Below are 23783 nucleotides of genomic sequence, written 5' to 3'. Positions count from 1 at the left end.
TGAAGCAATTGGCACAACGAGAGAACCGCTGGATGACTGATGTGAATCATCGGTTAGCTAAGACACTCGTTAGTATCTATGGCTCACGTACGCTCTTTGCTTTAGAAGATTTAACTAATGTGACGTTCAACACAGATGATTTACCTAAAGCTTTGCGTAGCAGCCACCGTTCCTGGGCTTTCTTCCAGTTAGAATTATTCCTAACCTATAAAGCGGCAACGGTTCAAAGTAAGGTTTTGAAGATCAGCCCAGCCTTCACCTCTCAGCGTTGTCCGCAATGTGGCCTGATTGAGAAAACTAATCGGCATCACGAGACGCATGAATATCACTGTTGCCGCTGCCAATATCGCTCCAACGATGATCGGCTAGGAGCCATGAACATTAAGCTATTAGGTGAAGAATGGTTGCGTGGGGTCAAACGTCCCCAAATCAAAAAAGTAACGGCTACTGGGTAAACCTGGTAGTTAAACGGGTACCTGTCAATTACCCGATGATGTTGCCACTACGAGTAGGAGTCTCAATTGAGATGTTAGACTACTGTGTCGCCAGACACGTGAGCGACAAGCCTCCGAATTTATTCGGAGGTAATTGACGTTAACTTTAATCCAAGCCGGGGTCATGAACAGATGAATAGGCGGCGTTGCGCTAAGCAATGATCTCGTTTGTCAGACAAGTAACATGACGATTGTGGCGCCAATTAGCAGTGCCGAGCGTAATTTTCCGATGTATCATCAATTAACTAGCAGTCAGACAGTCTATGGGAAAGTATTGTTAGACCAGACAATAGCTTTAGATTTGCAGGTAAGGCATGTCACTGACGAAGAGATTGTTGATCATGTGTCACGTAAAGAATTAGAAGAGATAATCTCTGTGTACAAATTATTGTTCAGTATTGATGATGAGTAAAAGAAGCCAGGATATAATTTGGGGAAAGAACAACTCAAAAATCATTAAAGTTATATTGGCAGGCTACACTCGCTTGCGCCGGGTTAATGATGAAGACGATATCAAGCAAGCTGTTGCAGCTAGTTTGGAGAACCGGCCAACAGAATGGGTAGAAAAATGGCCGACGATGAGCTTGTCATGGCGGGATACTTTGAAAGAATTATAAAGTAGTAAAGGAGAGTATTGCCAAGTGTTGGCGATACTCTCCTTTTGTGAGTTAATAGTTGATGTATGAGCCTTCATAAGGTGCATCAGGCTGGAGTATTTGTAGTTCTTTTGCCAATTTATTGACTGCGTCGGCGAAAGGACGAATTCTTCCTCTTAGGGCATAGAACTTTTTATCCGTTGCTATATAAAGAGGTAAGTATTTCTCGTATTTATCTTTAGCCAATTCTAAGTTTTTTTTGGCGATAGCTATTTCATCTGGATTTCCGGTAGTCAATTTTCGTTGCACTTCAAGTCGTGCTCGTTCAATGTCATATTGGTAGCCAGTAAGGAATTCATCGTCATATTCTTCGAAAGATGAGAATAATTTTGCAAATTCAGGTTCAAGTTCAACAACTATTTTTGCATAGGCATCTTTCGCTATTTCCAACTGTGCCTTCTTTTCTTTAATTAGTTGTTCATTAGACTTTGAAGGAATGACTGGTAAAGCGGGTTTAGATGGATTGTTATTGTTGGTATTACCTGTATTATTATTTTCATCTAACGTTTGCGGTTTAGCTAGATTTTCAGGCTTCGTAGCATTTGGTCCAGCAACAGTCTCATGATTAATGGCCGGCTTCGTTATCTTAATAGCATGCGTATAAGTGCGTCCCTTAAATCCTTGTTTCACTGCTTTGAGTTTAAACCTTAATTTTGTCAGATTATTTTGGCTAACTTTGAGTACAAATTTCCCGTTCTTATCAGCTTTAGTGTTGACCTTTTCGCTATGTTTCAGATGAGTCAATTTCACGTGAGCATACTTGGTCGTCTTCCCCGAGACGGTATGCTTAGAAACTTTCACATGCGTAAATTTATTGATCTGCTTAGTCTGTGCCATCGCAGTAACTTCCCCGCCTGAAACAATCGTCAGCAACATTGCCAACATAATTATTTTCTTTATTCTCATAACATTAGTTCTCCCCTTACACTATAATTAATGCTGACTATATTCAGCAATCACCAATATATCATGGTTGATGTGCCAATTGAAGGGGAACGAAAAATTTATATTTTTATATTTGTTCTGACGGAGATACGCTAATTCTTTAGAACGATTTGGGGGGAGGCTCAACACAGATTATGTCAGAGTTCAATCAGAGACGTAGTGCAGTTATTTTTACAAGTTTTCTCCCAGAAAAAAAGCTCCAACCAACGGTGATCAATCCGTCAGTTGAAGCTTTTTCCGTCGTGCAATCCGCGGTCGCACGACTTCATCTGAATTAGTTGGTTACCTTGGCCTGACTATCCGTGTACATGTAGTCACGGGTCATTGGCAACATCCGGGCTGAAGGGCCCTTAGAAATCAAATACTGAATCACGTCAATATTACCAGATTTGAAGGACGCTGCGCAAGCTTGCAAGTAAAGATCCCACATGCGAACGAACCGGTCGTCGAACATCTTGGCGACTTCATCGCGATGTTCATTGAAATTCTTGTCCCAAATTTCAACAGTCTTTTGGTAGTGACGACGCAGGGGTTCCATGTCGTCGATCTGCAGACCACTTTCGATGATGTGCGTGGTGTTTTCGATTAAACCGGGAACGTAGCCACCGGGGAAGATCCACTTGTTGAGCCAGCCGTTGTTGGCACCACCCTGTTGCCGGGTGATTCCGTGAATCAAAGCGACCCCATCGTTCATCAGGTACTTTTGAACGCAGTCGAAGTATTGGCCTAGGTTTTCTGCGCCAACGTGTTCGAACATCCCGACGGACGTGATGTAGTCCCATTGTTCGTTGCCCAGTTCACGGTAGTCTTCCAAACGAACTTCGGCAACGTTTTCGAGGCCTTCATCCTTGATCTTCTGGCTAACGTAGTCGTATTGTTCCTGGCTTAACGTAATCCCTGTCACGTGTAAGTCGTAGTCCTTCGCCGCCGTCAACATCAAGGTTCCCCAGCCACAACCGATATCTAAGAGGGTCTTCCCAGGTTGGGGGTTAAGCTTCTTGATGATATGGTGAACCTTATTCATTTGTGCCGTGTAAAGGTCATCTTCGGGCGTTTCAAAGTAGGCACAGGAGTAAGTCATGGTGTCGTCTAACCACAGATTGTAGAAGTTATTTCCAATATCATAGTGGTTTTGCACGTCGGCCTTGCTTTCCTTTTCCGTGTGCTTTTGCTTGGGCAGGAAGTTGATGAACTTCTTGTTATGGAAGAAACTGTCGGCGTTTTCGTAAGCGGCCGTCAGTAAGTCTTCAATACTACCATCGATTTCGATTTTGCCATCCATAATGGCTTCCCCCAGCGCGATAGACGCGTTGCGGGAGATTTCTTTGACCGGAATGGCCTCGTGAATGGTGATGGTGATTTCGGGAGTGCCAGTCCCATAAACATCGCTACTGCCGTCCCAGTAGTTAACGCGGACGGGGATGTTGAAGGTATGGCTCAGAAACGTTTTGTAAAATGTTTTTTCAAGCATGTCAGGAGTCCTTTCCGGTTTTCTTGTTAAATTTGGACACAAAGAAAACGAATTATACTCAGCCATTATACGCCTCCTGAGGGGGATAGTGTAAGGAGAGGTTTCAATGTAACCGCTTAATCTTTGGTCAGCGCGATTCCCTATGGCTAAAATCATCGATTCCGCGAAGAGGCATGGTATAATGTAGCTACAATTAACCAGTGGGGGTCTTTCACTTTGAAAAAATGGGTATGGGTCGTGGCAACAATCGTTGTGGCACTGCTGATTGGTGGTTACGCGTATTCAAATCACCACGCAACAACCAAAGAGTACCAAGCGGCAATGGCCAACGGGCGTACTGCCATTGAAAGTAAACATTACACACAAGCCGAAAGTTATTTTCAGAATGCTTTGAAACGGCGATTGAACGACAAAACGGCACAGACGTACTTAACGCAGACGCAACGTTACGTTTCCGGTGAAAATGATCTGGATGCGCGGCACTTTGCAGCTGCCCAAGAGCACTATCAAGCAGTCAAGGAGACGACTGGTGGGTCGAGTATCTTAGTGACGCGGGCAACGAAACAAGTGAAGAAAGTCAAGCTGATTCGGGCCAACTACAAGCAGTTCAAGAAGATTCTGACGAAGGCGCAGGGCCAAAATAAGGCGCTGAACTATGGGCAATCCAACACGACGCTGGACGAACTCTTTAACAACGCGACCTTCCGTGAAGTCTACTACAAGGGCTTGTACGATCAGGCACTCCAGTTGCGGAAGGCAAATAATGCCGGTCAATCTAGTGCGGTTACGGAAGCTAGCAGCAGTGAATCGTCGACGAGCAGCAGTAGCGACGATTCCAGCAGCACGGCAACGAGTCACAGCTCTAGCGCTTCACTGACGTCTTCCGAACAGTCGGCGGCTAGCGCATACTCTGGCAGTAATGAGTACACGGTGACGCAGAGTCAGCAGGAACTGAATGGTAAGACCATCACGGCGGCTCAGATCAATAACGCGCGGAAGACGATTAACGCCGCGGGTGGCCAAGCCGATGCGATGAGTGACCAAGATGTTCGAGTGGCAATTCAACAGGCCAACAAGAAAGACATGTCACTGACGAAGTACACGGCGAAGTATTTGAAATAATAACTGGAAAGGCAAGTACGTTGAACTGGCGTGCTTGTTTTTTTACGCTTAGAATAAGCAGCGGCTAAATGATGATTGCCCACAACATAAATCACCCCTAAAAGTCCAGTTAAACTTGCAATTAGGAAGGAAACCTAACCATATTGAACGAAATGGTCACAAAATTTGACATGAAGGTAAAGTCAGCAAACAAATAGATTAATAATCTTAACAAGAAAATTAATTGGTATGTGTACGATTTTGACGCGACAAAGCCACCAATAGCAACGATTTCCCGAAAATTCGGGCGAAAAAGTGCCAGAAAATTCGCGAGTCATTATTTATCCCAAATTGGTAAGGGTGATTTACTATGTATGTAGAATCAGAAATTCTACTAAGGGGGGTCAGGTAATTCGGCCTTCTCGATAGCGGGTGAGCACCAATCTTGGGGGATGGGGCAACCTAAAACTGATTTGATTCCCGAATCACCACACAGCTATTGGGGGAGCAGTGTTACCAAGAAAATTATGATTATCAACAAACACATTATGCGTACAACCAATGAGAAACAAGTTTTACAACAGATTGTCAACGCTGGACCCATTTCGCGTAGTCAAATTTCACGTAATCTGAGTTTAAACAAAGTGACGGTTTCTGATATTTATAGCCAGTTACTGCATGAAGGGCTGATCCGTGAGGTTGGTCACGGTGTCAGCACGCGTAACGGTGGGCGGAAACCAGTGATGGCATTGCTAAACGTGGGGTATGGCTATGTCATTAGTATCAACATTTTACGGTCACGGTTTTCACTGGTGACCAGTCGGCTGGATGGCCGGTCGGAAAATTATGAGAGTGTGTCGACCCGTGACGTGGATCTCGCAACGGTGCTCGACATGATCGATGAACGTATCGCGAATACCATGGCGGCCAGCGACTCACGGCTGTTAGGCATTGCCTTTGGTTTGGACGGCGTCATTTATGAAAATCAGATTTTAGCCGCCTCACTGAAGGGCTTTAAAAACTTTGATCTCGCAAAGTACTTTAGCGACAAGTTCCAAGTGCCGGTCGTCTTGGAAAATTTAGCCAATGAATCAGCGATTTATGAACGGGATTTTGCGGGCGAAGGCGTGTACAGAAACCTCATTTCTGTGACGATTCGCGACCAAGTCTCAGCCGGCATCATTACGGAAGAACATCTATACCGCGGCCACAACGGTGAAGCAGGTAACATTGGAACCTGTCCAATGGCTGACCGCTACCGCGAAGAAAATGTAGAGACAGTCAATCATTATGTGGCTGAGGGACCGGTGCTCCAGCGGATTATGGCCTATCAAAAGCTAGACCGCGTGGACGTCAACCGGATTCGCCGGGACTATTTGGGCCACCGACCAGAACTGTTGTCCATTTTAGATGAGTTTACGTACTACCTGGCCAAGGTATTGGGGAACCTCTCCAACACGTTCGCGCCGGATGCTATCGTGGTCAACGCGCCAATCCTGGAGCTGTTGCCAGAACTGATGGATAAGGTTCGCGACTACGTGAGCCAAATGGCCATTTTGCGGAAGGCACCATTACTCTTAACGAAGAATTCAAAGGAAGCATCCTTGATGGGTGGGGCTTCAGCCATCATTCACAAGGCGCTTGGACTGGACGACCTGCAACTGACATTCGGCAATCAGCGGTCGGCTATTTTAGAGGGAGTCGAATCATAACCAGTCATGCGTAAATTTACGTTTGACGTCAGTAGGGTCTGAGATGCCTGTCTCAGGCCCTTTTGTGTGGCGACTGCAGGTGATAGTAAAAGGCAAGGGGCACGGCTGAAGGAAGTAAATGAAACCACTAAGGAAAACGGCTGGCATAGGGTATAATAGAGCTATTGCTGAGATAATTGGATGGGGGAGATTCACAAGTGAGTTTATGGCAACGCTTTGTTGAAAACGTTCAGCTCCGACGCTTTACCGTGTTGGCACTGATCATCTTCGTGTTGTGGCTGATTCGGGCCGAAATGAATATGATTTTGTTGACGTTTATCTTTACATTTTTAGTCCTACAACTGGTTAAGGGAATTCGGAAGTATGTGAAGCTGCCGCCGACATTGATCGTGGCGGTGACGTACGTTCTGATTTTGGGACTCCTGTATGGCGCGGTCACGACCTACTTGCCACAGATCTTGAAGTCGTCGATCACCGGGATTGAAAGCTTGTATAAGTTTTATCAGAATCCGGCAAACAATAGTAATGAGGTCATCAATTACGTTACCAATTATATTAAGACGTCAGATATCGTCAGTCAGTTACAGAATGGGGCCAAATTAGTGTTGACCTACATTTCGACGATTGGGTCGTTTGGGGTCACGTTGTTCATGTCGATGATCTTGAGTTTCTTCTTCACCATTGAAAGTAAGCAGATGAGCGAGTTCTCCAAACGCTTCTTGACCAGTACCTATGGCTGGTTCTTCGCCGATGTGAGTTTCTTTGCCAAGAAATTTGTGAATACGTTTGGGGTCGTTTTGGAAGCGCAATTCTTTATCGCGTTATGCAACACGGTGATTACCACGATTGTGCTGGCGATTATGGGGATGCCACAGTTGGCGACGTTAGCCATTATGATCTTCGTGTTGAGTTTGATTCCAGTGGCCGGGGTGATCGTGTCGATTATCCCATTGGCTATTCTGGGGTACTCAGTTGGGGGCCTGCGCTACGTTATCTACATTTTAGTGATGATCGTGGTGGTCCACGCACTGGAAGCGTACGTGCTGAACCCGAAGTTTATGGCGAGTCGAACGGAATTACCAATCTTCTATACGTTCGTCGTCTTGTTGGCGGGTGAACAGTTATTTGGCGTCTGGGGCCTGATTGTTGGGGTGCCGATTTTCACGTTCTTCCTGGACATTCTGGGCGTGCGGCCGGTCCATGGCCTGCACCCGACGCCACACGTGGATGTGCAGAAACTCCAGAAGTTGCGTGAGTACCGAAAGAAACACGGTCAAAATAACGATCAAGATGAGTAAATTAGATAACGACTCAGCCGCAGATGGTTGGGTCGTTTTAGCGTTTTAAATGGGAGTCTTCACAGAAGAAAACGATTACATGTAAAGAACGCCACAATTGAGCTGAAATTTGGCGGCAGATGGTGTAAAATGACAAGGTATTCTACGACAGAAAGAGGTTATCAGTGATGGCAAAATTAGTATTGATTCGCCACGGCCAAAGTGAATGGAACTTAGCAAACAAGTTCACTGGCTGGGTTGACGTTGACTTAAGCGAAAAGGGTGTTGAAGAAGCTAAGGCCGCTGGTCAAAAGATCAAGGAGTCTGGCTTGACCTTCGACTACGCTTACACGTCAGTTCTCAAGCGGGCAATCAAGACGTTACACTACGTTTTGGAAGAATCAGACCAACTCTGGATTCCAGAAACCAAGACTTGGCGTTTGAACGAACGTCACTACGGTGCTTTACAAGGCCTGAACAAAAAGGAAACCGCTGAAAAGTACGGTGACGACCAAGTTCACATCTGGCGTCGTTCTTACGACGTCTTGCCACCACTTTTGGCTGCAGACGCTGAAGGCTCAGCTGTTAAGGACCCACGTTACGCTAACTTGGACCCTAACATCGTCCCTGGTGGCGAAAACTTGAAGGTCACTCTGGAACGGGTTATGCCATTCTGGGAAGACCAAATCGCACCTAAGTTGCTTGATGGCAAGAATGTGATCATTGCTGCCCACGGTAACTCATTACGTGCCTTAAGCAAGTACATCGAACGGATCTCCGACGATGACATCATGGACCTTGAAATGGCTACTGGTGAACCAGTTGTCTACGACTTCGATGATAAGTTGAACATGACCAACAAGACCAAGTTAGGTAAGTAATTACCTGATTGTGTCAGAGCCGCCTCATTTTGGGGGCGGCTTTTTCGTGGAAAAAATGTCACTAGCGGTCACTAGAGGGGCCGTTACTGACCGAAAATTTAAATAAGAGAAAAGAGATTGAATTTGGCAGACAAAGAAGTAACGCAGATTGAAATGATGAAGATTATCGGCTTGTTCCGCAAGGAAGGTTTCACTGGCGAGTATGACAGTTTCCAACGGGTCAGTGGCACCGATCGGGAATTCTTTGTGGTGATGAGTAATGAACAGGGCATCAAGGCACTTTTCCGGGCTAGTTTGATGTTGAACGCCGTGGAATTTCAGTATGTGTTGGATGACAAGCATACGTTTGTGACGGGGGATGCGGACGCTAGCTAGTTAATTAATTCGATGATTAATAATGAGTTCATAATTTAAAAGCTGATTGAAGAGAACTGCCAGATTTTCTTCGATCAGCTTTTTTAGTATCTTTTATAGTTCGATCTTTTTCGCAAAGTAGAAATTAAATTCTAACTGATACTTTATTTAACACATTATTTTGATTTTAGGAAGGATTAAGCTGGTAAAGGGATAAAAGAGCAATTTCGTTCCTTGTGTATCTGTAGTCAACAAGTATACTTAAAATAACTATCATCCTAAAATCCTATTAAAAGGTTTTTTTGAATAACCTTATCTGGATTGACGAAGTTAGGAGGTTTAGTTAATGAAATTATTTTAAAAATTAATTTTTTTTGGAATTAAAGGAGTGTGAATTTTGAACGAACAGGAAATTGTTGAATGGATACTACGAGGTATAGATGATAAGACTTTTAATAAGATGGTAACTGCGTTTAAAGGAAAGGTTGGTGGTGTTCCTCATAAATCTAATTCACGTATAAAAAGAGCGATAATCGATAGGATGTTATTGTCGGTGAATTATCAAAGAACAAAAACCATTTTAAAAAAAATGGCTAGTGATGTACCTAAAGAAAATATGTCGACAGAATTGAGTAAATATTCAAATGATAAAATATTTTCTCAAATTATTAGACTGGTATTTGAAAGCGACTTAAATTTAGCAACTTCATATATAAAGGAAATTAATTCAAGAAAAGAAAGTATTCAAAAAGAAGTAGTAATTTCCCCCCAAAAAATTGAGAACATAAATAAGAATAAAAAAGAAAGAAATGTAGAAAGTAGCCCAAAATTGACGAATATAGATACTTCGCTACTGGAGAGAAATAAAAGGCTAGAAAAGAAAATCAAGTTTCTTATGTCAAAAATTAATGAATTGAATAGTACAGTTGACCAATATGCATCAACTGTTGATCGATTTAAAAAGGATAAAGAAAAGAAAGAAGCAAAAATTAAGTCTTTGAAAATGAGTTTGGAAATGAGAGAGAAAGAAAATTCTAAATATATTAAAAAAAAGAAAAGCGAAATTGAAGTGATTACCCAGAAGAATAATGAATTGAAAGATAAAATTGACGGATTGATGGCTGATCGAACTGAGATAGAACGAAAAATTCAAAATAGAGATTTAGTGATTGAGGATCTAAATACACAGTTGAAAGACAGAGAATTATTGATTGAAAATTTAAGTGTGCCTCATAAGAAGGAGAAAAGTGATCATATAGAAGAACGTATGGAGCATAATTTACAGATTGGTATTCCAGAAGACTTAGATGTCGAAGAATTTAGGAAAGCTCATTCAGATACTGATATTATCGTCCCACAGGTATTTTTTAATAGCTCAGAGAAAATGAAATACTATGCCAACATTAGTGGTATCTCAAACTCTCTAGGGAAACCGTTGGAATATTATGATAACGTTTTTCTATACGAAGAAACTGTACCATATGGTGACCAATGTTTCTTAAAAAATAGAGTAAAAGGCTTAAAGACAATAAGCAGAGATGAATTAATTAGAGGAGAAATGAAATGACATTATTAAATGGATTATTTATTGGTGTGTTAGATAATACTGACTTTGATGGTCAACCTTCAAAGACGGGAGGTGTTATTCCAATTCAAAAGGGAATAACGGGTGAATGGTTAGTCCACATAAAGGTATTGAACTCAAATAATAAAAAATATGTAGATAAAGAAGTAAATATGTTTTTATCTGAAAATCAATCATACGGATTTTCACTTCCAACTAACTTGGATAACTTAGAAAAACAAAGATTTGCTGAGTCTTTGTCTCGCTGGGTTTTTATTTTTAATATAGAAAGAGATATGTGGAAAGATGGGAAAGAAAAGCTAACAGCACAGAATATCGAACGTATAGTTCATAATACTGATTTTTCAGAAAGTGATATGTATGAGCTTATTCCAGTTATCCATGAATTCCCCTCGGTTAAGGATTCAGATGATTTAAATGATGTATTAATTAGCGGAAAAGTATTAGAAGGCCCCAGTGATAAAGTGTTAGGAAAAGATCTAGATACCATTAGTTCGTTTCTAATCTTTGAAAGTCAGCTTCAGAGAGAACGGGTAGTAGATCGTTTTTATGAATTTCTAAATCCGTCGGAGATTAATACTCATTATATTAAGTATGAAATTCCAACCGGAAATAATCCAATAGTGGTATTTAATTGGAATAATGAAGTTTGGAATGGGGGAATCTATCGTTCTGAAAGGAACCCAGATGTACTTTTTGTACCTGTACGTTATTTGGCTGAAGGTAAATTGTCAGAGAAACTGACGAAAGCTTCTGTGGATTCCTTGTCTCAAAGTATAGAACGTAAAGAAAAGATTGAAGATATGGATAAACAAATAATCGATCGATTCTCTAAAATGGTCAAATCAAAAAAATATAATTTAACATTTGATAAAATCGATTTACTGAATTTTCACACATCGATAAAGACTAATAATCTAACAATATTAGCTGGATTAAGCGGTACTGGGAAATCAAAAATTATTACGGCTTATGCCGATGCACTCGGATTAATTGATAAAGAGGGAGTAAATAGTCAATTTAATATGATATCGGTTCGTCCATTTTGGCAAGATGATTCAGATCTTTTAGGCTATGTGGATACGTTGAGTAGCAATTATCATCCCGGAGATTCTGGGTTGGTGGATACATTAATAAATGCTTCAAAAAATCCCGATAAAATGTACATCATTGTATTGGATGAGATGAATTTAGCACGTGTAGAACATTACTTTTCTCAATTCCTATCTGTTATGGAAATGGACAGTGGGGATAGATTTATTAGGCTTTATAATGAGAACTTAGCACCACGACTGTATAATTCTCAAACATATGAGCCTAGGATTCAAATAACACCGAATGTGCGATTTGTTGGTACTATGAATATTGATGAAACAACTTACCAGATGTCGGATAAACTGCTAGACCGCGCAAATGTAATCGAGCTGAAGATGATGCCCTTTAATCAAAGAATTTCAGAAGCTAATAGCATCAATCCTGAAGATTTTTCAGAAATTAGTTATTCTAACTATTCAGAGGTTATAGGAAATAAGGACAGTCTCTCAGAGAAAGAGTTAGACTTCTTTTGGGAGTTACATGTCACCATTAATAAAGTGCTGCCGATGGTTGGTTTAGGATGGAGAAATCTCAATAGTATTGAGCAATTCTTGTCAAATATACCTATTGATAGCGGTTTTGATAGAAAAATTGCCTTAGATTATCAAGTAGCGCAAAGAGTATTTCCAAAGGTTCGAGGAGCAGAGGATGCATTAAACGAATTGTTATTTCCCGATAAAGAAGATATGAATAAGAAGTCACTGTTCGAGTTATTGGATCAGTATAAGGATTTGTCAAACTTTGATGTTTCAAAAGGGGTACTCAATCAAAAGAAAGCTGAATTGAAGGTGAATGGATTTGTCAGCTAAGGTAACCTTGTCACTGAATGATAAATATGTAGGAGAATTTTTATTTAAAAAGGATCAGTATGATTTAGAAACTCTCGAAGCTGTTGAAAATAAGAATTATGGAATCTTATTCTCTGGTAATGTTGAGGACAGATTGTATATCGATGGTTTAGATCTAATCAACAATTCAAGAGTACAGACAGATGATGAGGGAAAACTCTTTATTTCACCGGGAAAGGAACTGGTTAGTCTTTATGATTTTAATAATAATGGGCATAAATATTTACCAGGAATTTATCGATTACAACTGAAGGAAAAAAATGGTGAATTGTTCTCCTGGCTGAAAATAGTTCCTAAATTTTTAGATGATGATCAGCTTGATAAGATGCGACAAGACGTGGAAAATACAATAATTGGGTTAGCTAGATCTTTTTCTGCAAATACAAATGGGACAATAACTGAAAGCAATGATGATTTATCCAGTGATGATTATGAGATACTTTCAATATTGCATGATGAATATTACCGGTTCCAGCGGGCAATGTTTGCTATTGATAAATTCCCGAAGTCAGGCATTAGTGAACTGTATCATTGGACACGTAAAATGATGGAGCCAATGGATAGTAGGGGCATCAGGGAGATGACTAACAGGCCAGATAGAAAAAAAGAAATTTTTGGTAGGTATAGGGTCGTCAATTACGACATTCAATATAATATGTTACTGGCTTATGATTTAAGAATGCTTCTTAAAGTGATTAATGAATTACGTAAGAAAATACGAAATATCTTGAGCTTAGTTAATAATACAAATAAAAGTTTAAGAAACTTGGAGAATGATAATAAGATATTAAGTAAGTATCGATTTATAATCAGTGGTACCTTATCAACAGACTGGATGAATGATGTTTCAGAGGCAAAAAATGTGGTTGATAAAAATTTTTTGCCAAGAAACATTAATTATCTTTTTGTAAAAAAACTCTTAAAAAGGGTTTTGTCTGTCTCGGATAAGGAGTTTTCTTTTCACAGACAGTACACGTATTATTGGCATCGAACCGATTTATTATATGAAATTTGGGGATACATTCAAGTTATCAAGGGAATGAAAGCGATTGGATTTAAACCTATTAAGGGATGGATTTTTCAAAAGAATGCGAAAAAGATTGATATTCTAGAGAATGGGACAACAGTAGAATTATCTAGAGAAGGAGAAAAGAAAAATTTAAAGGCCAAAATAATTTATAATAAAAAAATTATTCCGAACAGTCCCGATAGAGTTACCAAAGAGAATCCATTATGGACGCCTGCAAAACATAATTGGCCAGATATCAGAATTGATTTGTATGATGAAGGAGATAAAGACAATCCAGAAACGTTAATTGGTGTATTAGTGTTGGATACTAAGTATAGAAGATTTAAGGATATATCTTCATTTGAAGAAGGTGGAGCAGGAGATCAACTTGTTTCATATCTTGATCACATAAAAACAACAGATGAGTATGCATTTAGCTCAAATAAGTACGCCGAAGCAGTTAGGTTAAAGGTATTTGACAGTTCGAAATCGTTTGTTGATGGTGTAGGGGTCATATTCCCGACTATGCAACAGAACGATAAGGAAAAAGAAATAGTTAAGCAGAGCAAGGAAAAGGGAATATTTCCAATTCCGCTTAAGACAAACGAAAACGATGATGCCTTGATTGATTTTTTGAAACAAGAGGTAAAGAGTATTACCCAGAATGCGAATGAGTGGTCAAGAATAGGCGTGTAAAATGCTAGGTTAAGAGTCAAGTAAATAGTTACCAACTGTTTAAAGCCAGCTTGAATGTGAGAAGAACTTTTTCGTAAGTAAACTGTTGATAGCGAGATTACTGGTGAATGAAAACCGGTAGGAAAAATAAGCTTGAATTAGTAGACACATCAGTAATGTAGCTTAAAAGATGTGATGGCACATGCGGCAAAGAAAGTTTTATTCTGGCGGAGCGTAAAGTCACCGGTCAGATTCTGTAACTATACTGGTTACGGTGATGATATGACGGTCAAGCTAACGGATGACAGTAAGAAATAGACGGTGACTAAGCATGATTTGAGTAGTGGGTCCTTCCCTGGAACGTATCACTTTGATATTTCTTCAGGTGATACTGATGGTAGTACCTATTGGATTAGGCCATCAGGTGAAGACGATACGATTGATTTAACGGTTACAGATTATTAGCAATTGAATAGAAATTGGGCCCTCAACTCTTAGTGGTTGAGGGCCCTTTTCTGTTGCATATGGATCATAGGAACATAGAAAAATAGAGGTGATTTTTGATGATTGATCAGAAGATGTGGCAAGAGTGGATTCGTTCGAAAATGGAATTAGTCAGTCAACGACAGATGCCAACTGAACTGGCGGAAGAGTCCTACATGTTGGAACGTAATGAACTAGATGAACATTACCTACCGCAGACGTTAGATATAGATGACTTGCCTCGGTATTTAGTCGTTTACCTATATGGCGCGTATGGTAACGAGTTAGTGGGGTACGTCCTGACGAGTGGTGATTTGGATGCGATGTATGTGGCGGGTGTGCTAGTAAATGGCAGATTGAAATGGTCAGAATTGGAAGGAGAGATTGAGTAATGGTAGATCGTTACTTGGGCGAATCTTGTTGAAGATGACTGCTGCGGTGATTGTGGAGTTGGTGAGGGTTGTGGATATACAGGCAAAGGAAGCTCGGAAGAAGTATGCCTGATTAGATTGAGAAAACGTTGGACGCTGCGGTGGCGTTCAATTTTTTTGCTTAAGATACTGAGATTATACAAGAAAGGTTAAGGACATTAGTGTCTTGAATAGTTTCGACACTAGTGTATTATTTATATTGAAACCGCTGTCAATTGTGGCTTCCGGAAGGGAGAGTTACTAATGAAGAAGAGATTTTTTTTGATTTTGATGAGTGAATTGTTGATTTTACCATTACTGGTGGAACCAGTTTCAGCACAGGCTTCTGGCTCACCGAAGTCAGTTCGTGGTGCCTGGAAGCATAAAAATAGTATTATGCGGATTTACAAAGGAAAGAAAATTATATATCTAGGTAAGGGAGGGATGAAATATACGGATAAAGTTAATTGGTTTCATTCAAGCTTAGGTTATGGCTTTACACCAGTTGGTGCTTCTACCTCTCAATACGCCAACAGAACTAAGAAGGGTAAGCTGAAGGTTTCTTTGTCGACAGCATTCCATGCTAATGCTAAGCCGACTTATTACTCGAAAATTAGTATACAGAAATTTAACCATTATAAGGCAATCTGGCATGCATAGGAAGAGATGAATTAAAGTATCGGGTGAAATCCAATTCAGAGAAGAATTGGATTTTTTAATATTTAAGAAGTGTTAGCCGTCGGTAGAATTATTCTCTTTAAAATCTCAAACACTATATGTTGCGTTTGCATATGGACGATACTACAATAGATAGTAATATACTATTCAGCGAGGGGCTGTTGTCTTCAAATGACCGATTCAAATGAAAAAAGATGGGATAGATCCGAAAAAGTACCGGATATGAATTTTTTAAATTCAGAAAAGATACCTGGTATGGAAAATAGGTTTTATAAGGCATCATTGGGGTTGCCAGCAACGGCAACTCATCGAGAAATACAAGTAGCAATTGCAAAACGAAAACCGATGTTTGATATGGCAGACAAGTTTCATAAGGCATCGCTGGGGTTGCCACCAACAGCAACCCAGCGAGAAGTGCAAGAGGCAATTGCAAAGCGAAAACCGATGTTTGATATGGCAGATAGGGCGCGTAAGCTATCGCTAGGGTTACCACCAGCGGCAACTCAGCTGGAAGTACAAGAGGCAATTGCAAAGCAGAAACCGATGGCAGATTTTGCTAAAAGAAATCAGAGGGTTATGCTAGGATTGCCGGAGAATGCAAGCCAAGCAGATGTTCAACGAGCAATTGAAAAACGACAACACCGACTTGTCGAATGGATACCTAAATCCTCTTATGGCCTATCAGCGAAAGCCTCAGGGAATAAAACAGTAATTGGACATTCGGTGTTGAAAGGTTTAACTGAAGAGATTAGTAAGGGTTATAGGCTTAATCCGGGATGGGCAGGAAAAGTGCTTGTCGATGATTGGAAGATTCCTAATAAGGCAAAAGTTGACAATAGTCTCTTCAAATTGAATAAACGTATGTTGGTATTTGAATCTCGGAAGGTCAGAAACTCATTTGCGCATGGTATTCTGACTGTTGACCAGCTCAGTACAGATGTTCCAGCATTGAAGAACTGGTTAGATGATACAAATACAGCAAATGATTCGTTCGTTGAAACGGTTAAAACAGTTGTTGAGAAACAACCCCAAAAGTCTGAGCTATCGGAATCATCAATTTCAGCAGAGGTTGAAGTTGCTGCCACTCAAGATCTTATCAAGGACTCTTCTGGCGGTAAAACGGCGTTGGAAGTTACTTCAGAAGAACTATATGAGTTTCAAGACTTATTGTCGAAGAGTTCACTAAAGGCATATGATTTACCCGTGGCTAAGAGACTACGCAGCTATTTTAGTGGTTTTAAGGTTAAGCGACAAAAGATAAGCATTCCTTTATATCATGGTCGTTCCAGAAATATTAAGAAAAAACCGGCACCATTTGTGGAAAGTGAGCTGGATAGCCCAGCGTTGTATGGAATGCCGGGGGCAGGAAGGTTCAACAATGCTAATGTGAATTTGTACTATACATCAGATAATGTTGGGGCACTGGTGAGTGAGCTGAAGCTGGAAAGAGATGAAGTTTATGATGCAATTGAATTTGAACCGGATGATGAATTTGGAGTAATTGATTTAACTATGGAAAATCCAATTCTGATGAACTTTTGTTTGCAGCGAGTAGCTTCGACTAGTAATGTCCCGGTCGAATATTTCATCCCCATGTATATCACACAATGCTTGCGTGAAAATCGTGATGTTGATGTCATTAAGGTTAGAAGTGCCGTTGCACCAGATACCATCAATTATATCTTTCTTGATATCTCGATGCGCCGAGATGCAGATCTTGTTAAGATATACCGTTCTTTAGGTCAAAGTGACAAATAGTTAAATGATGTTTAGTTCTTCTCTTTTGTCACTAACCGGCACCTACCCAGAGAAAAGATAGTTACGAAAGTCAGTCCTATCAACCGGTCCAACGTACCGTGCTTAGTACATTCTGGGAAGACCAAATCGCACCTAAGTTGCTTGATGGCAAGAATGTGATCATTGCTGCCCACGGTAACTCATTACGTGCCCTTTCCAAGTATATCGAACGGATCTCTGATGACGACATCATGGACCTTGAAATGGCTACTGGGGAACCAGTTGTCTACGACTTCGATGATAAATTAAACATGACTAACAAGACGAAGTTAGGTAAGTAATTACCTGATTGCGTCAGAGCCGCCTCATTTTTGGGGCGGCTTTTTCGTGGAAAAAATGTCACTAGCGGTCACTAGAGGGGCCATTAGCGACTGAAAATTTAAATAAGAGAAAAGAGATTGAATTTGGCAGACAAAGAAGTAACGCAGATTGAAATGATGAAGATTATTGGCTTATTCCGTAAAGAAGGTTTCACTGGCGAGTATGACAGCTTTCAACGCGTCAGTGGGACTGATCGGGAATTCTTTGTGGTGATGAGTAATGAACAGGGTATCAAGGCGTTGTTCCGGGCTAGCTTGATGTTGAATGCCGTGGAGCTCCAGCATGTGTTGGATGACAAGCATACGTTTGTGACGAAAGATGCGGATGCAAGCTAGTCGGGAACTCTTAGACCAGATTAAGGGGCAGGTCTGCTATACCGATAACTACCGGTTGATTACGGTGAATCGTGTAGCTGAATAAAAGAACCAAAGAAGTGGTAACCCTCGGATGATTTTTCGAGAGGGTTACCACTTTTTTAAGAAGAATATGATTAAATCTACAGTACTGAGCATTCAGTAATGTTACGAAACTACTTAGCATGCTAAAAGCTACAACTGATACGTAAATATTCATTACTGCACATTAGTATACATAAACGAATTATTGATGTGGGTTTAAGACCGAGGACCAGTCTAAATTAATGTTATTGCTTTCTATCATTGTGGAAAGCAAACAGCAGTAATTTCTTAGGTCAGATGTTGTGATAGATTAAGCATTGCTTTTAAGCATAGAAGAAAAGAGCAAGGCTTTGGTTCAACTCCCTGTTTTTTAGCAGACTCGGCAGTTGAACGTACGTTCCCTTTGTGCCATAATGTAATGCAGTATCTTAATTTGAACAATAAATATTGGAGGGCCTAGTTATGACGGATCATTGTTTCTTTTGTAATGCGGAAATTACAGGGGACAATAAGACAGAAGAGCATGTGTTTTTGTATGGATTAGGTGACCGTTTGAAAGCCACTGATATTATTTGTGATAGCTGTAATAACCTGCTAGGTGATATTATTGACAGCGGATTTGTGGAGGAATTAAAAAACTTTGTAAATTTTGCAGGTATAAAAACGCATGAGAAAAACCAAAATGTAGTCGTGAAAGATTTAGAAACTCAAAATGAATATTTGTTTGATCCAAGAAATAATACGTATAAGCTACGGCATACAATAGTCAAAAAAGAAAAACAGGGAAAAAAGGTCCGTATAGATGGAACGTTTAGAGATGAAGAGTCCGCAAAAAAGTTTTTTAAAAGTATTCAAAAAAGATATCCCAATGTTCGTGATGGGGATTTTGTAATTAAGCATAAGCTCCGTAAACCTACATTTCAGGTTGAACTACCATATACTAATAGTGTTGCAGCTTTAGCAGTGCTAAAAATGGCGATTGAGTTTGCGTTGTTATGTGGCATGGACAGCAAGGCGATGACACAGGTTATTAATGTACTGAGGAGTGTAACGAGAGGACTTAAACTAAAAGTTATTACAATCAATAATCCTTTGCTTGAAAGGTTAGGAACGGAGATGCTCCACCCGTTTGCACCTATTCCAGGTGATATGACACCCAAAGCACGAGTTATGCAGGCTAAATTATATACAGAAAAGGGAAGGTTATATTGCTGGATATCAGTGTTAGGACTCTATTCGTATCAGGTGTGTTTATCTGATATCAACGTAGTAGTGTCAATGAAGCGCTCAATTTATTATTATGGGAACTCGAAAAAATTTTGGGAAAATTACTTTGTACGTGAAGCAGAGTAGTTGAAATAAACGATTGAGATTTTAGCCAATTGATAAGCCTCTAGAATGTTACCAGATGAGTCGACAGTGAATAAATACTATTTACTAGCATTACAGAGAGGTCTGGGAGACCAGTTTGTGACGGCAAGAATGTGATCATTGCTGCCCACGGTAACTCATTACGTGCCTTAAGCAAGTACATCGAACGGATCTCTGATGACGACATCATGGACCTTGAAATGGCTACTGGTGAACCAGTTGTCTACGACTTCGATGATAAGTTGAACATGACCAACAAGACAAAGTTAGGTAAGTAATTACCTGATTGTGTCAGAGCCGCCTCATTTTGGGGGCGGCTTTTTCGTGGAAAAAATGTCACTAGCGGTCACTAGAGGGGCCGGTAGCGACTGAAAATTTAAATAAGAGAAAAGAGATTGAATTTGGCAGACAAAGAAGTAACGCAGATTGAAATGATGAAGATTATTGGCTTGTTCCGTAAAGAAGGTTTCACTGGCGAGTATGACAGCTTCCAACGTGTCAGTGGCACCGATCGGGAATTCTTTGTGGTGATGAGCAATGAACAGGGGATCAAGGCACTGTTCCGGGCTAGCTTGATGTTGAACGCGGTTGAGTTCCAGTATGTGTTGGATGACAAGCATACGTTTGTGACGGAAGATGCGGACGCTAGCTAGTCGGAAACTCTTAGGTCAGATTAAGGCACAGGTCTGCTATACCGAGCTGGTGTATCAGCGGGTGAATAAGAAACTGGCGGTTAATCTGACAAAGGCAGAGGTAGAAGCGCTGGTCATTGCGATATTGGATGATGACACTACTGATGTTGAGAAGTTGGGGAAGAACTACTAAGTGACTAACCGAACTCGACAGGTACAGCTGGTGATTAATTCATTTAACTACCGCTTGATTGCTGCGAATCGCGTAACTGAATAGAAGTGAAAAAACTGCTAGCCCCAATCAAGGGGTGGCAGTTTTTTTACAATATTTGTCAGAAGAGTTTATATGAACGCGCCTTGTGTTCTCGATGCCCTAAGACAGGGGCATCTTTGCATAGACAATTGACAAGGAGTGTCATGCAATTGCTCACGCGGTTAGAGAATTGTTTTTAGTTGCGTGGCGTAAATCCAATCTTTTAACGTCCCAGCAATGTGTCAAAAGTTGACTCTCAGGCAAAATAGAGTGGTCACTACTGATGAGTTTACCTATTGTAGCTATGACATTGGAACTGGTTGGCAACTGGCTATGCTGACCCTGAGCGCCATTAACTTGAGTTGTGTGGATCACACGATTTCCAAAAATAGTTTGGCCCGCTCTTGCTGACTTCAGGGGTACAATTCCGTCCCCCTTAGCATACGGTAGACGTCCGTATATCAAAGTTACTTGGATAGAACGGGCAATTTGACCACGGCTTGAATAGTAAGTTGTAAATTCAGACGAGTATTTATTTTGGTCGTGTAATTGATCTGGTTTGACGTTTTGCGTATTTGTTTCAGCCGTTTGGTAAATATCATTATAGGGCGTGCCAATTGTAATGAGTTGTTTTAATTTTGGTGCAAGCGTGGAGTGAGGATGTTCTAAGTAATCAAGCATCACTAGCCCGCCATTGGAATGACCAACGTAATTGTAGTTATGGAGGCCGTAAACCCGTTTCAAATGAATTAACGCATGTGCTAGCCAGTTAGCCTGTTCGTGAATATTATATTCGGCGGGCTGTTCGAAACTGATAACCACTATCGGACTGGCCGGATTGTAGGTTCCGTGTTCGATTATCTGATTATTGATAGTTATTGTTAGTTTAAGGACATTTTGGCGCGGTACTTTTAATTTATGGAAAGTCGCATCAAATCGATTTTGATTGGCATGTGTCCCTGGGACCATAACCAATGGTGTAGGGTGGTCGGCTGTTGTGCGACTTGCTGATGCCGGTATTGAGTTGTTAATTGGTGTAATTACAATGAACAATGCCAGAAGGTATTTAATCGAGTTAAAAAGTTTCATAGGCCGCTCCTCTTTTTAGAAACATTCTATGAGGGTAATGCCTGCATGTAAAATACCTATTTAGCAAGAGAATGTATAACCAATCCGTATGCCTAAATATATGCTCATAAGCTATGAATTAGCATTTAGTATAGGCATTTTACATTGATTGATTGTCACCTTAAAATAATGTCATAGTCTTCAGCGACAATGAAATCTTAATCAAACACAAGGAGCGTAAAGCGTGAAAACAATTCTTGAAAAAGCATTATCTGGTGAATTAATTAACTTTAAAGCACCAGAGTATGAAGTTGTTCCTCGAATAGCGAATGAAAATTCCCAAATTTTAGCTCGTTTAAATGGGCAGTATCACACCGATACACAAATCATTGCGTTAATCAGTCAAATTACACGACAGAATGTTTCAACATCCAATGCAGTGATGCCACCATTCAATACTGACTTTGGGGCGCACATCTTCTTGGGAAAGAATATCTTTATTAATCGTAACGCTATGTTCGTTGACTTAGGCGGCATTTATATCGGTGATGGAGCTTTGATTGGCCCCAATGTCACCCTAATTTCGGTAAATCATATGGAAGCTCCAGAACAAAGACGTAACTTAAATTGTTCAGCAGTCCGTGTTGGCAAGGGTGCTTGGCTTGGAGCCAACGTGACAGTGCTACCGGGCGTCTCGATTGGTGATCATGCCATCATTGGGGCTGGTGCAATTGTCACCAAAGATGTACCAGCGAATGTGGTTGCGGTAGGGACACCAGCAAAAGTGATACGGCAAATAAATCTGGAGAAATAATTTGCAAATGACGTTCAGTGGGAGGTAACGGATGAAGAGAATCTGGTCGGTATTTTTAATGCTAAGTCTCTTAGTGGTGTTGGGTGGGTGTGCGCAGAGCAAGCAACAAGCAGGTTCCAAGAGTCATGCCAGCACCGAATCGGTCACGAGTAGCCATACTCAGACAAGTCCAGCTGGTTGGCAAAAGATAGTCATCACAATTAATGGTAAGAAATTGACGGCCCATTTGAACGGATCCAGTGCGGCCAAGGCATTTGCGAGAGAATTACCGACAACGTTAAGTTTCCGTGACTATCCAGGGTTACCGGAAAAGATTGCAGATCTCGGTCACGGATTGCCAACGAAGGGAATGCCCAGTGGACACGCCGGAACACGTGGAAGTATTGGTTACTGGTCACCTCAACAACGAATTGTCTTTTACTGGGGAACTGAGGAATATTACGACGGGATTCACATCATTGGCCATTTTGACACGAATGCCTATCGAACGGTGGTTAGACATATGGGAAACAATCGTCAGGTTGAAATAGCGGAGGTTAAGTGATGCGTTCAAAAATCATCATGTATATAATACTCATAGGGCTTGTTTGTGTGGGCGCTGCCATTGCTTATGGTTATAAATATACTAAACCTACACAGCGTGAACACGTTAGTTCAGGCCCTTCATCAGGTGAAGTGACTAACGAAAAAGTAGCCAATGTCAAGGATCAAGTGGTTCGATTGCGTTTTAAGAATGAACAAATCTACGGTCACTTGTATTCACCTAAGCATTCTACTCAAAAGAAATTGCCAGTGGCTGTTGTCTCACACGGACTTGGTGGTAATTATCAAGAATTGGCTGGTTATGCCCAGCAACTCGCACGTCATGGTTACTTAGCGTATGCGTTTGATTTTCCTGGTGGTAGTTCTGGTGGTGAAAGTTCTGGTGTCAGTCAGACTGAAATGTCGATTTACACAGAAGCCAGAGACTTGTTAGGGGTGGTCAATGCGCTCACACAACGCCAAGATGCTCAGACCGGAAAAGTTCTGCTGGTCGGTGGCAGTCAAGGCGCAGTCGTATCAGCTTTGTTAGCATCTCAGCATCCAGAAAAAATTAGGGCACTGGCTTTAATGTACCCAGCATTTTCAATTACCCACGATGCCCAGCAGAAGTATCGCAGTATGAAGTCAGTTCCAGCGACGACCAATGTCTTCGGCTTCACTGTTGGTCGTAGTTATTATCGTGGTTTACTGAAGACCGATATCACTAAAAGTGCCACTCAATTCACGGGACCGGTCCTACTAGTTCATGGTGGCAATGATGATATTGTGCCAATTAAGTTTGCACGTGAGGCAGCCCAAAATTTTAAAAATGCCCAGTTTCATGAGTTGCCAACTGCCGGACACGGATTTGAAGGTGCTGATCAAAAGAAAGCTTATCGGTTATTAGATGAATTTACTGAAAAACTAAATTAG

Annotated in this window: 24 protein-coding genes and 2 pseudogenes; 23 read left to right on the top strand and 3 right to left on the bottom strand. The window is 40.9% G+C overall.

Annotated elements, in window-relative coordinates; genetic code table 11:
• Window positions 1-455, top strand: a 455-nt coding sequence (locus FAY32_RS08510) for an RNA-guided endonuclease TnpB family protein (RefSeq protein WP_143463106.1), incomplete at its 5' end; no start/stop codon positions are given.
• Window positions 456-678: 223 nt separating this feature from the next.
• Window positions 679-906, top strand: coding sequence for a type II toxin-antitoxin system PemK/MazF family toxin (locus tag FAY32_RS08505; protein WP_263862549.1), 228 nt, complete (start codon window positions 679-681; stop codon window positions 904-906).
• Between the two features lie 256 nt (window positions 907-1162).
• On the opposite strand, the gene FAY32_RS08495 is transcribed toward FAY32_RS08505, so the two are convergent.
• Both FAY32_RS08495 and FAY32_RS08490 read right to left on the bottom strand, forming a co-directional pair.
• Window positions 1163-2056, bottom strand: coding sequence for a hypothetical protein (locus FAY32_RS08495; protein WP_143463009.1), 894 nt, complete (start codon window positions 2054-2056; stop codon window positions 1163-1165).
• Between the two features lie 313 nt (window positions 2057-2369).
• Window positions 2370-3566: an SAM-dependent methyltransferase gene (locus tag FAY32_RS08490; protein ID WP_143463008.1), complete on the bottom strand. Its 1197-nt coding sequence runs from the start codon at window positions 3564-3566 to the stop codon at window positions 2370-2372.
• Window positions 3567-3782: 216 nt separating this feature from the next.
• On the opposite strand from FAY32_RS08490, the gene FAY32_RS08485 reads away from it, so the two are divergent.
• The 18 genes and pseudogenes from FAY32_RS08485 to FAY32_RS08405 all read left to right on the top strand — a co-directional run bounded on the left by FAY32_RS08485 (window position 3783) and on the right by FAY32_RS08405 (window position 20386).
• The gene (locus FAY32_RS08485; RefSeq protein WP_143463007.1) at window positions 3783-4688 is read left to right on the top strand and encodes a hypothetical protein; all 906 of its coding nucleotides are present in this window, start codon (window positions 3783-3785) and stop codon (window positions 4686-4688) included.
• 431 nt (window positions 4689-5119) lie between these two features.
• Window positions 5120-6379 carry an ROK family protein gene (locus FAY32_RS08480; protein ID WP_225428318.1) on the top strand — a complete coding sequence of 420 codons (1260 nt, stop codon included), beginning with the start codon at window positions 5120-5122 and terminating at the stop codon, window positions 6377-6379.
• A 197-nt stretch (window positions 6380-6576) separates the two neighbouring features.
• On the top strand, window positions 6577-7677 hold the full coding sequence (locus FAY32_RS08475; RefSeq protein WP_143463006.1) for an AI-2E family transporter: 1101 nt from the start codon (window positions 6577-6579) through the stop codon (window positions 7675-7677).
• A gap of 167 nt (window positions 7678-7844) precedes the next feature.
• Complete coding sequence (locus tag FAY32_RS08470; RefSeq protein WP_143463005.1) at window positions 7845-8537, top strand: 2,3-diphosphoglycerate-dependent phosphoglycerate mutase; 693 nt, start codon at window positions 7845-7847, stop codon at window positions 8535-8537.
• A 123-nt stretch (window positions 8538-8660) separates the two neighbouring features.
• A complete protein-coding gene (locus FAY32_RS08465) occupies window positions 8661-8912 on the top strand; it encodes a hypothetical protein (RefSeq protein WP_143463004.1) in 252 nt (83 codons plus the stop codon).
• Between the two features lie 376 nt (window positions 8913-9288).
• Window positions 9289-10458: a hypothetical protein gene (locus FAY32_RS08460; RefSeq protein WP_143463003.1), complete on the top strand. Its 1170-nt coding sequence runs from the start codon at window positions 9289-9291 to the stop codon at window positions 10456-10458.
• A complete protein-coding gene (locus tag FAY32_RS08455) occupies window positions 10455-12380 on the top strand; it encodes an McrB family protein (protein ID WP_143463002.1) in 1926 nt (641 codons plus the stop codon). Before FAY32_RS08460 ends, FAY32_RS08455 begins: the two co-directional genes overlap by 4 nt.
• Window positions 12370-14124, top strand: coding sequence for a DUF2357 domain-containing protein (locus FAY32_RS08450; protein ID WP_158727568.1), 1755 nt, complete (start codon window positions 12370-12372; stop codon window positions 14122-14124). Before FAY32_RS08455 ends, FAY32_RS08450 begins: the two co-directional genes overlap by 11 nt.
• Before the next feature lie 300 nt (window positions 14125-14424).
• Window positions 14425-14568 (top strand): hypothetical protein, encoded by a 144-nt coding sequence (locus FAY32_RS14625; RefSeq protein ID WP_158727567.1) that lies wholly within the window; start codon window positions 14425-14427, stop codon window positions 14566-14568.
• 98 nt (window positions 14569-14666) lie between these two features.
• Window positions 14667-14978 (top strand): hypothetical protein, encoded by a 312-nt coding sequence (locus FAY32_RS08445; RefSeq protein WP_143463000.1) that lies wholly within the window; start codon window positions 14667-14669, stop codon window positions 14976-14978.
• A gap of 282 nt (window positions 14979-15260) precedes the next feature.
• Window positions 15261-15656: a hypothetical protein gene (locus FAY32_RS08440; protein WP_143462999.1), complete on the top strand. Its 396-nt coding sequence runs from the start codon at window positions 15261-15263 to the stop codon at window positions 15654-15656.
• Window positions 15657-15845: 189 nt separating this feature from the next.
• Window positions 15846-17432, top strand: a complete 1587-nt coding sequence (locus FAY32_RS08435; protein WP_143462998.1) for an RES family NAD+ phosphorylase — start codon at window positions 15846-15848, stop codon at window positions 17430-17432.
• A gap of 110 nt (window positions 17433-17542) precedes the next feature.
• Window positions 17543-17752, top strand: a pseudogene (locus FAY32_RS08430) (2,3-bisphosphoglycerate-dependent phosphoglycerate mutase); the annotation flags it as partial.
• Window positions 17753-17875: 123 nt separating this feature from the next.
• Window positions 17876-18127 (top strand): hypothetical protein, encoded by a 252-nt coding sequence (locus FAY32_RS08425; protein WP_143462997.1) that lies wholly within the window; start codon window positions 17876-17878, stop codon window positions 18125-18127.
• 525 nt (window positions 18128-18652) lie between these two features.
• A complete protein-coding gene (locus FAY32_RS08420) occupies window positions 18653-19543 on the top strand; it encodes an HNH endonuclease (RefSeq protein ID WP_143462996.1) in 891 nt (296 codons plus the stop codon).
• Between the two features lie 119 nt (window positions 19544-19662).
• Window positions 19663-19839, top strand: a pseudogene (gene gpmA, locus FAY32_RS08415) (2,3-diphosphoglycerate-dependent phosphoglycerate mutase); the annotation flags it as partial.
• 123 nt (window positions 19840-19962) lie between these two features.
• Window positions 19963-20214, top strand: coding sequence for a hypothetical protein (locus FAY32_RS08410; RefSeq protein WP_083478099.1), 252 nt, complete (start codon window positions 19963-19965; stop codon window positions 20212-20214).
• On the top strand, window positions 20198-20386 hold the full coding sequence (locus tag FAY32_RS08405) for a DUF3781 domain-containing protein (protein WP_143462995.1): 189 nt from the start codon (window positions 20198-20200) through the stop codon (window positions 20384-20386). Before FAY32_RS08410 ends, FAY32_RS08405 begins: the two co-directional genes overlap by 17 nt.
• 234 nt (window positions 20387-20620) lie before the next feature.
• Here the strand turns inward: FAY32_RS08405 and FAY32_RS08400 are convergent, their stop codons facing one another.
• A complete protein-coding gene (locus tag FAY32_RS08400) occupies window positions 20621-21535 on the bottom strand; it encodes an alpha/beta hydrolase (RefSeq protein WP_143462994.1) in 915 nt (304 codons plus the stop codon).
• A 223-nt stretch (window positions 21536-21758) separates the two neighbouring features.
• Between FAY32_RS08400 and FAY32_RS08395 the strand changes: the two genes are divergently transcribed.
• From FAY32_RS08395 to FAY32_RS08385, 3 genes are read left to right on the top strand one after another with little or no spacing between them, the layout of a single operon-like run.
• Window positions 21759-22328 carry a DapH/DapD/GlmU-related protein gene (locus FAY32_RS08395; protein WP_225428317.1) on the top strand — a complete coding sequence of 190 codons (570 nt, stop codon included), beginning with the start codon at window positions 21759-21761 and terminating at the stop codon, window positions 22326-22328.
• Between the two features lie 31 nt (window positions 22329-22359).
• On the top strand, window positions 22360-22872 hold the full coding sequence (locus FAY32_RS08390; protein WP_143462993.1) for a cyclophilin-like fold protein: 513 nt from the start codon (window positions 22360-22362) through the stop codon (window positions 22870-22872).
• Window positions 22872-23783, top strand: coding sequence for an alpha/beta hydrolase family protein (locus tag FAY32_RS08385; protein ID WP_143462992.1), 912 nt, complete (start codon window positions 22872-22874; stop codon window positions 23781-23783). Before FAY32_RS08390 ends, FAY32_RS08385 begins: the two co-directional genes overlap by 1 nt.

The organism is Levilactobacillus enshiensis (genome assembly GCF_007115095.1).
GTDB classification, from domain to species: Bacteria; Bacillota; Bacilli; order Lactobacillales; family Lactobacillaceae; genus Levilactobacillus; species Levilactobacillus enshiensis.
Note: the sequence above shows the minus strand (reverse complement) of the source record. Positions and strands in the feature narration are given on the sequence as shown.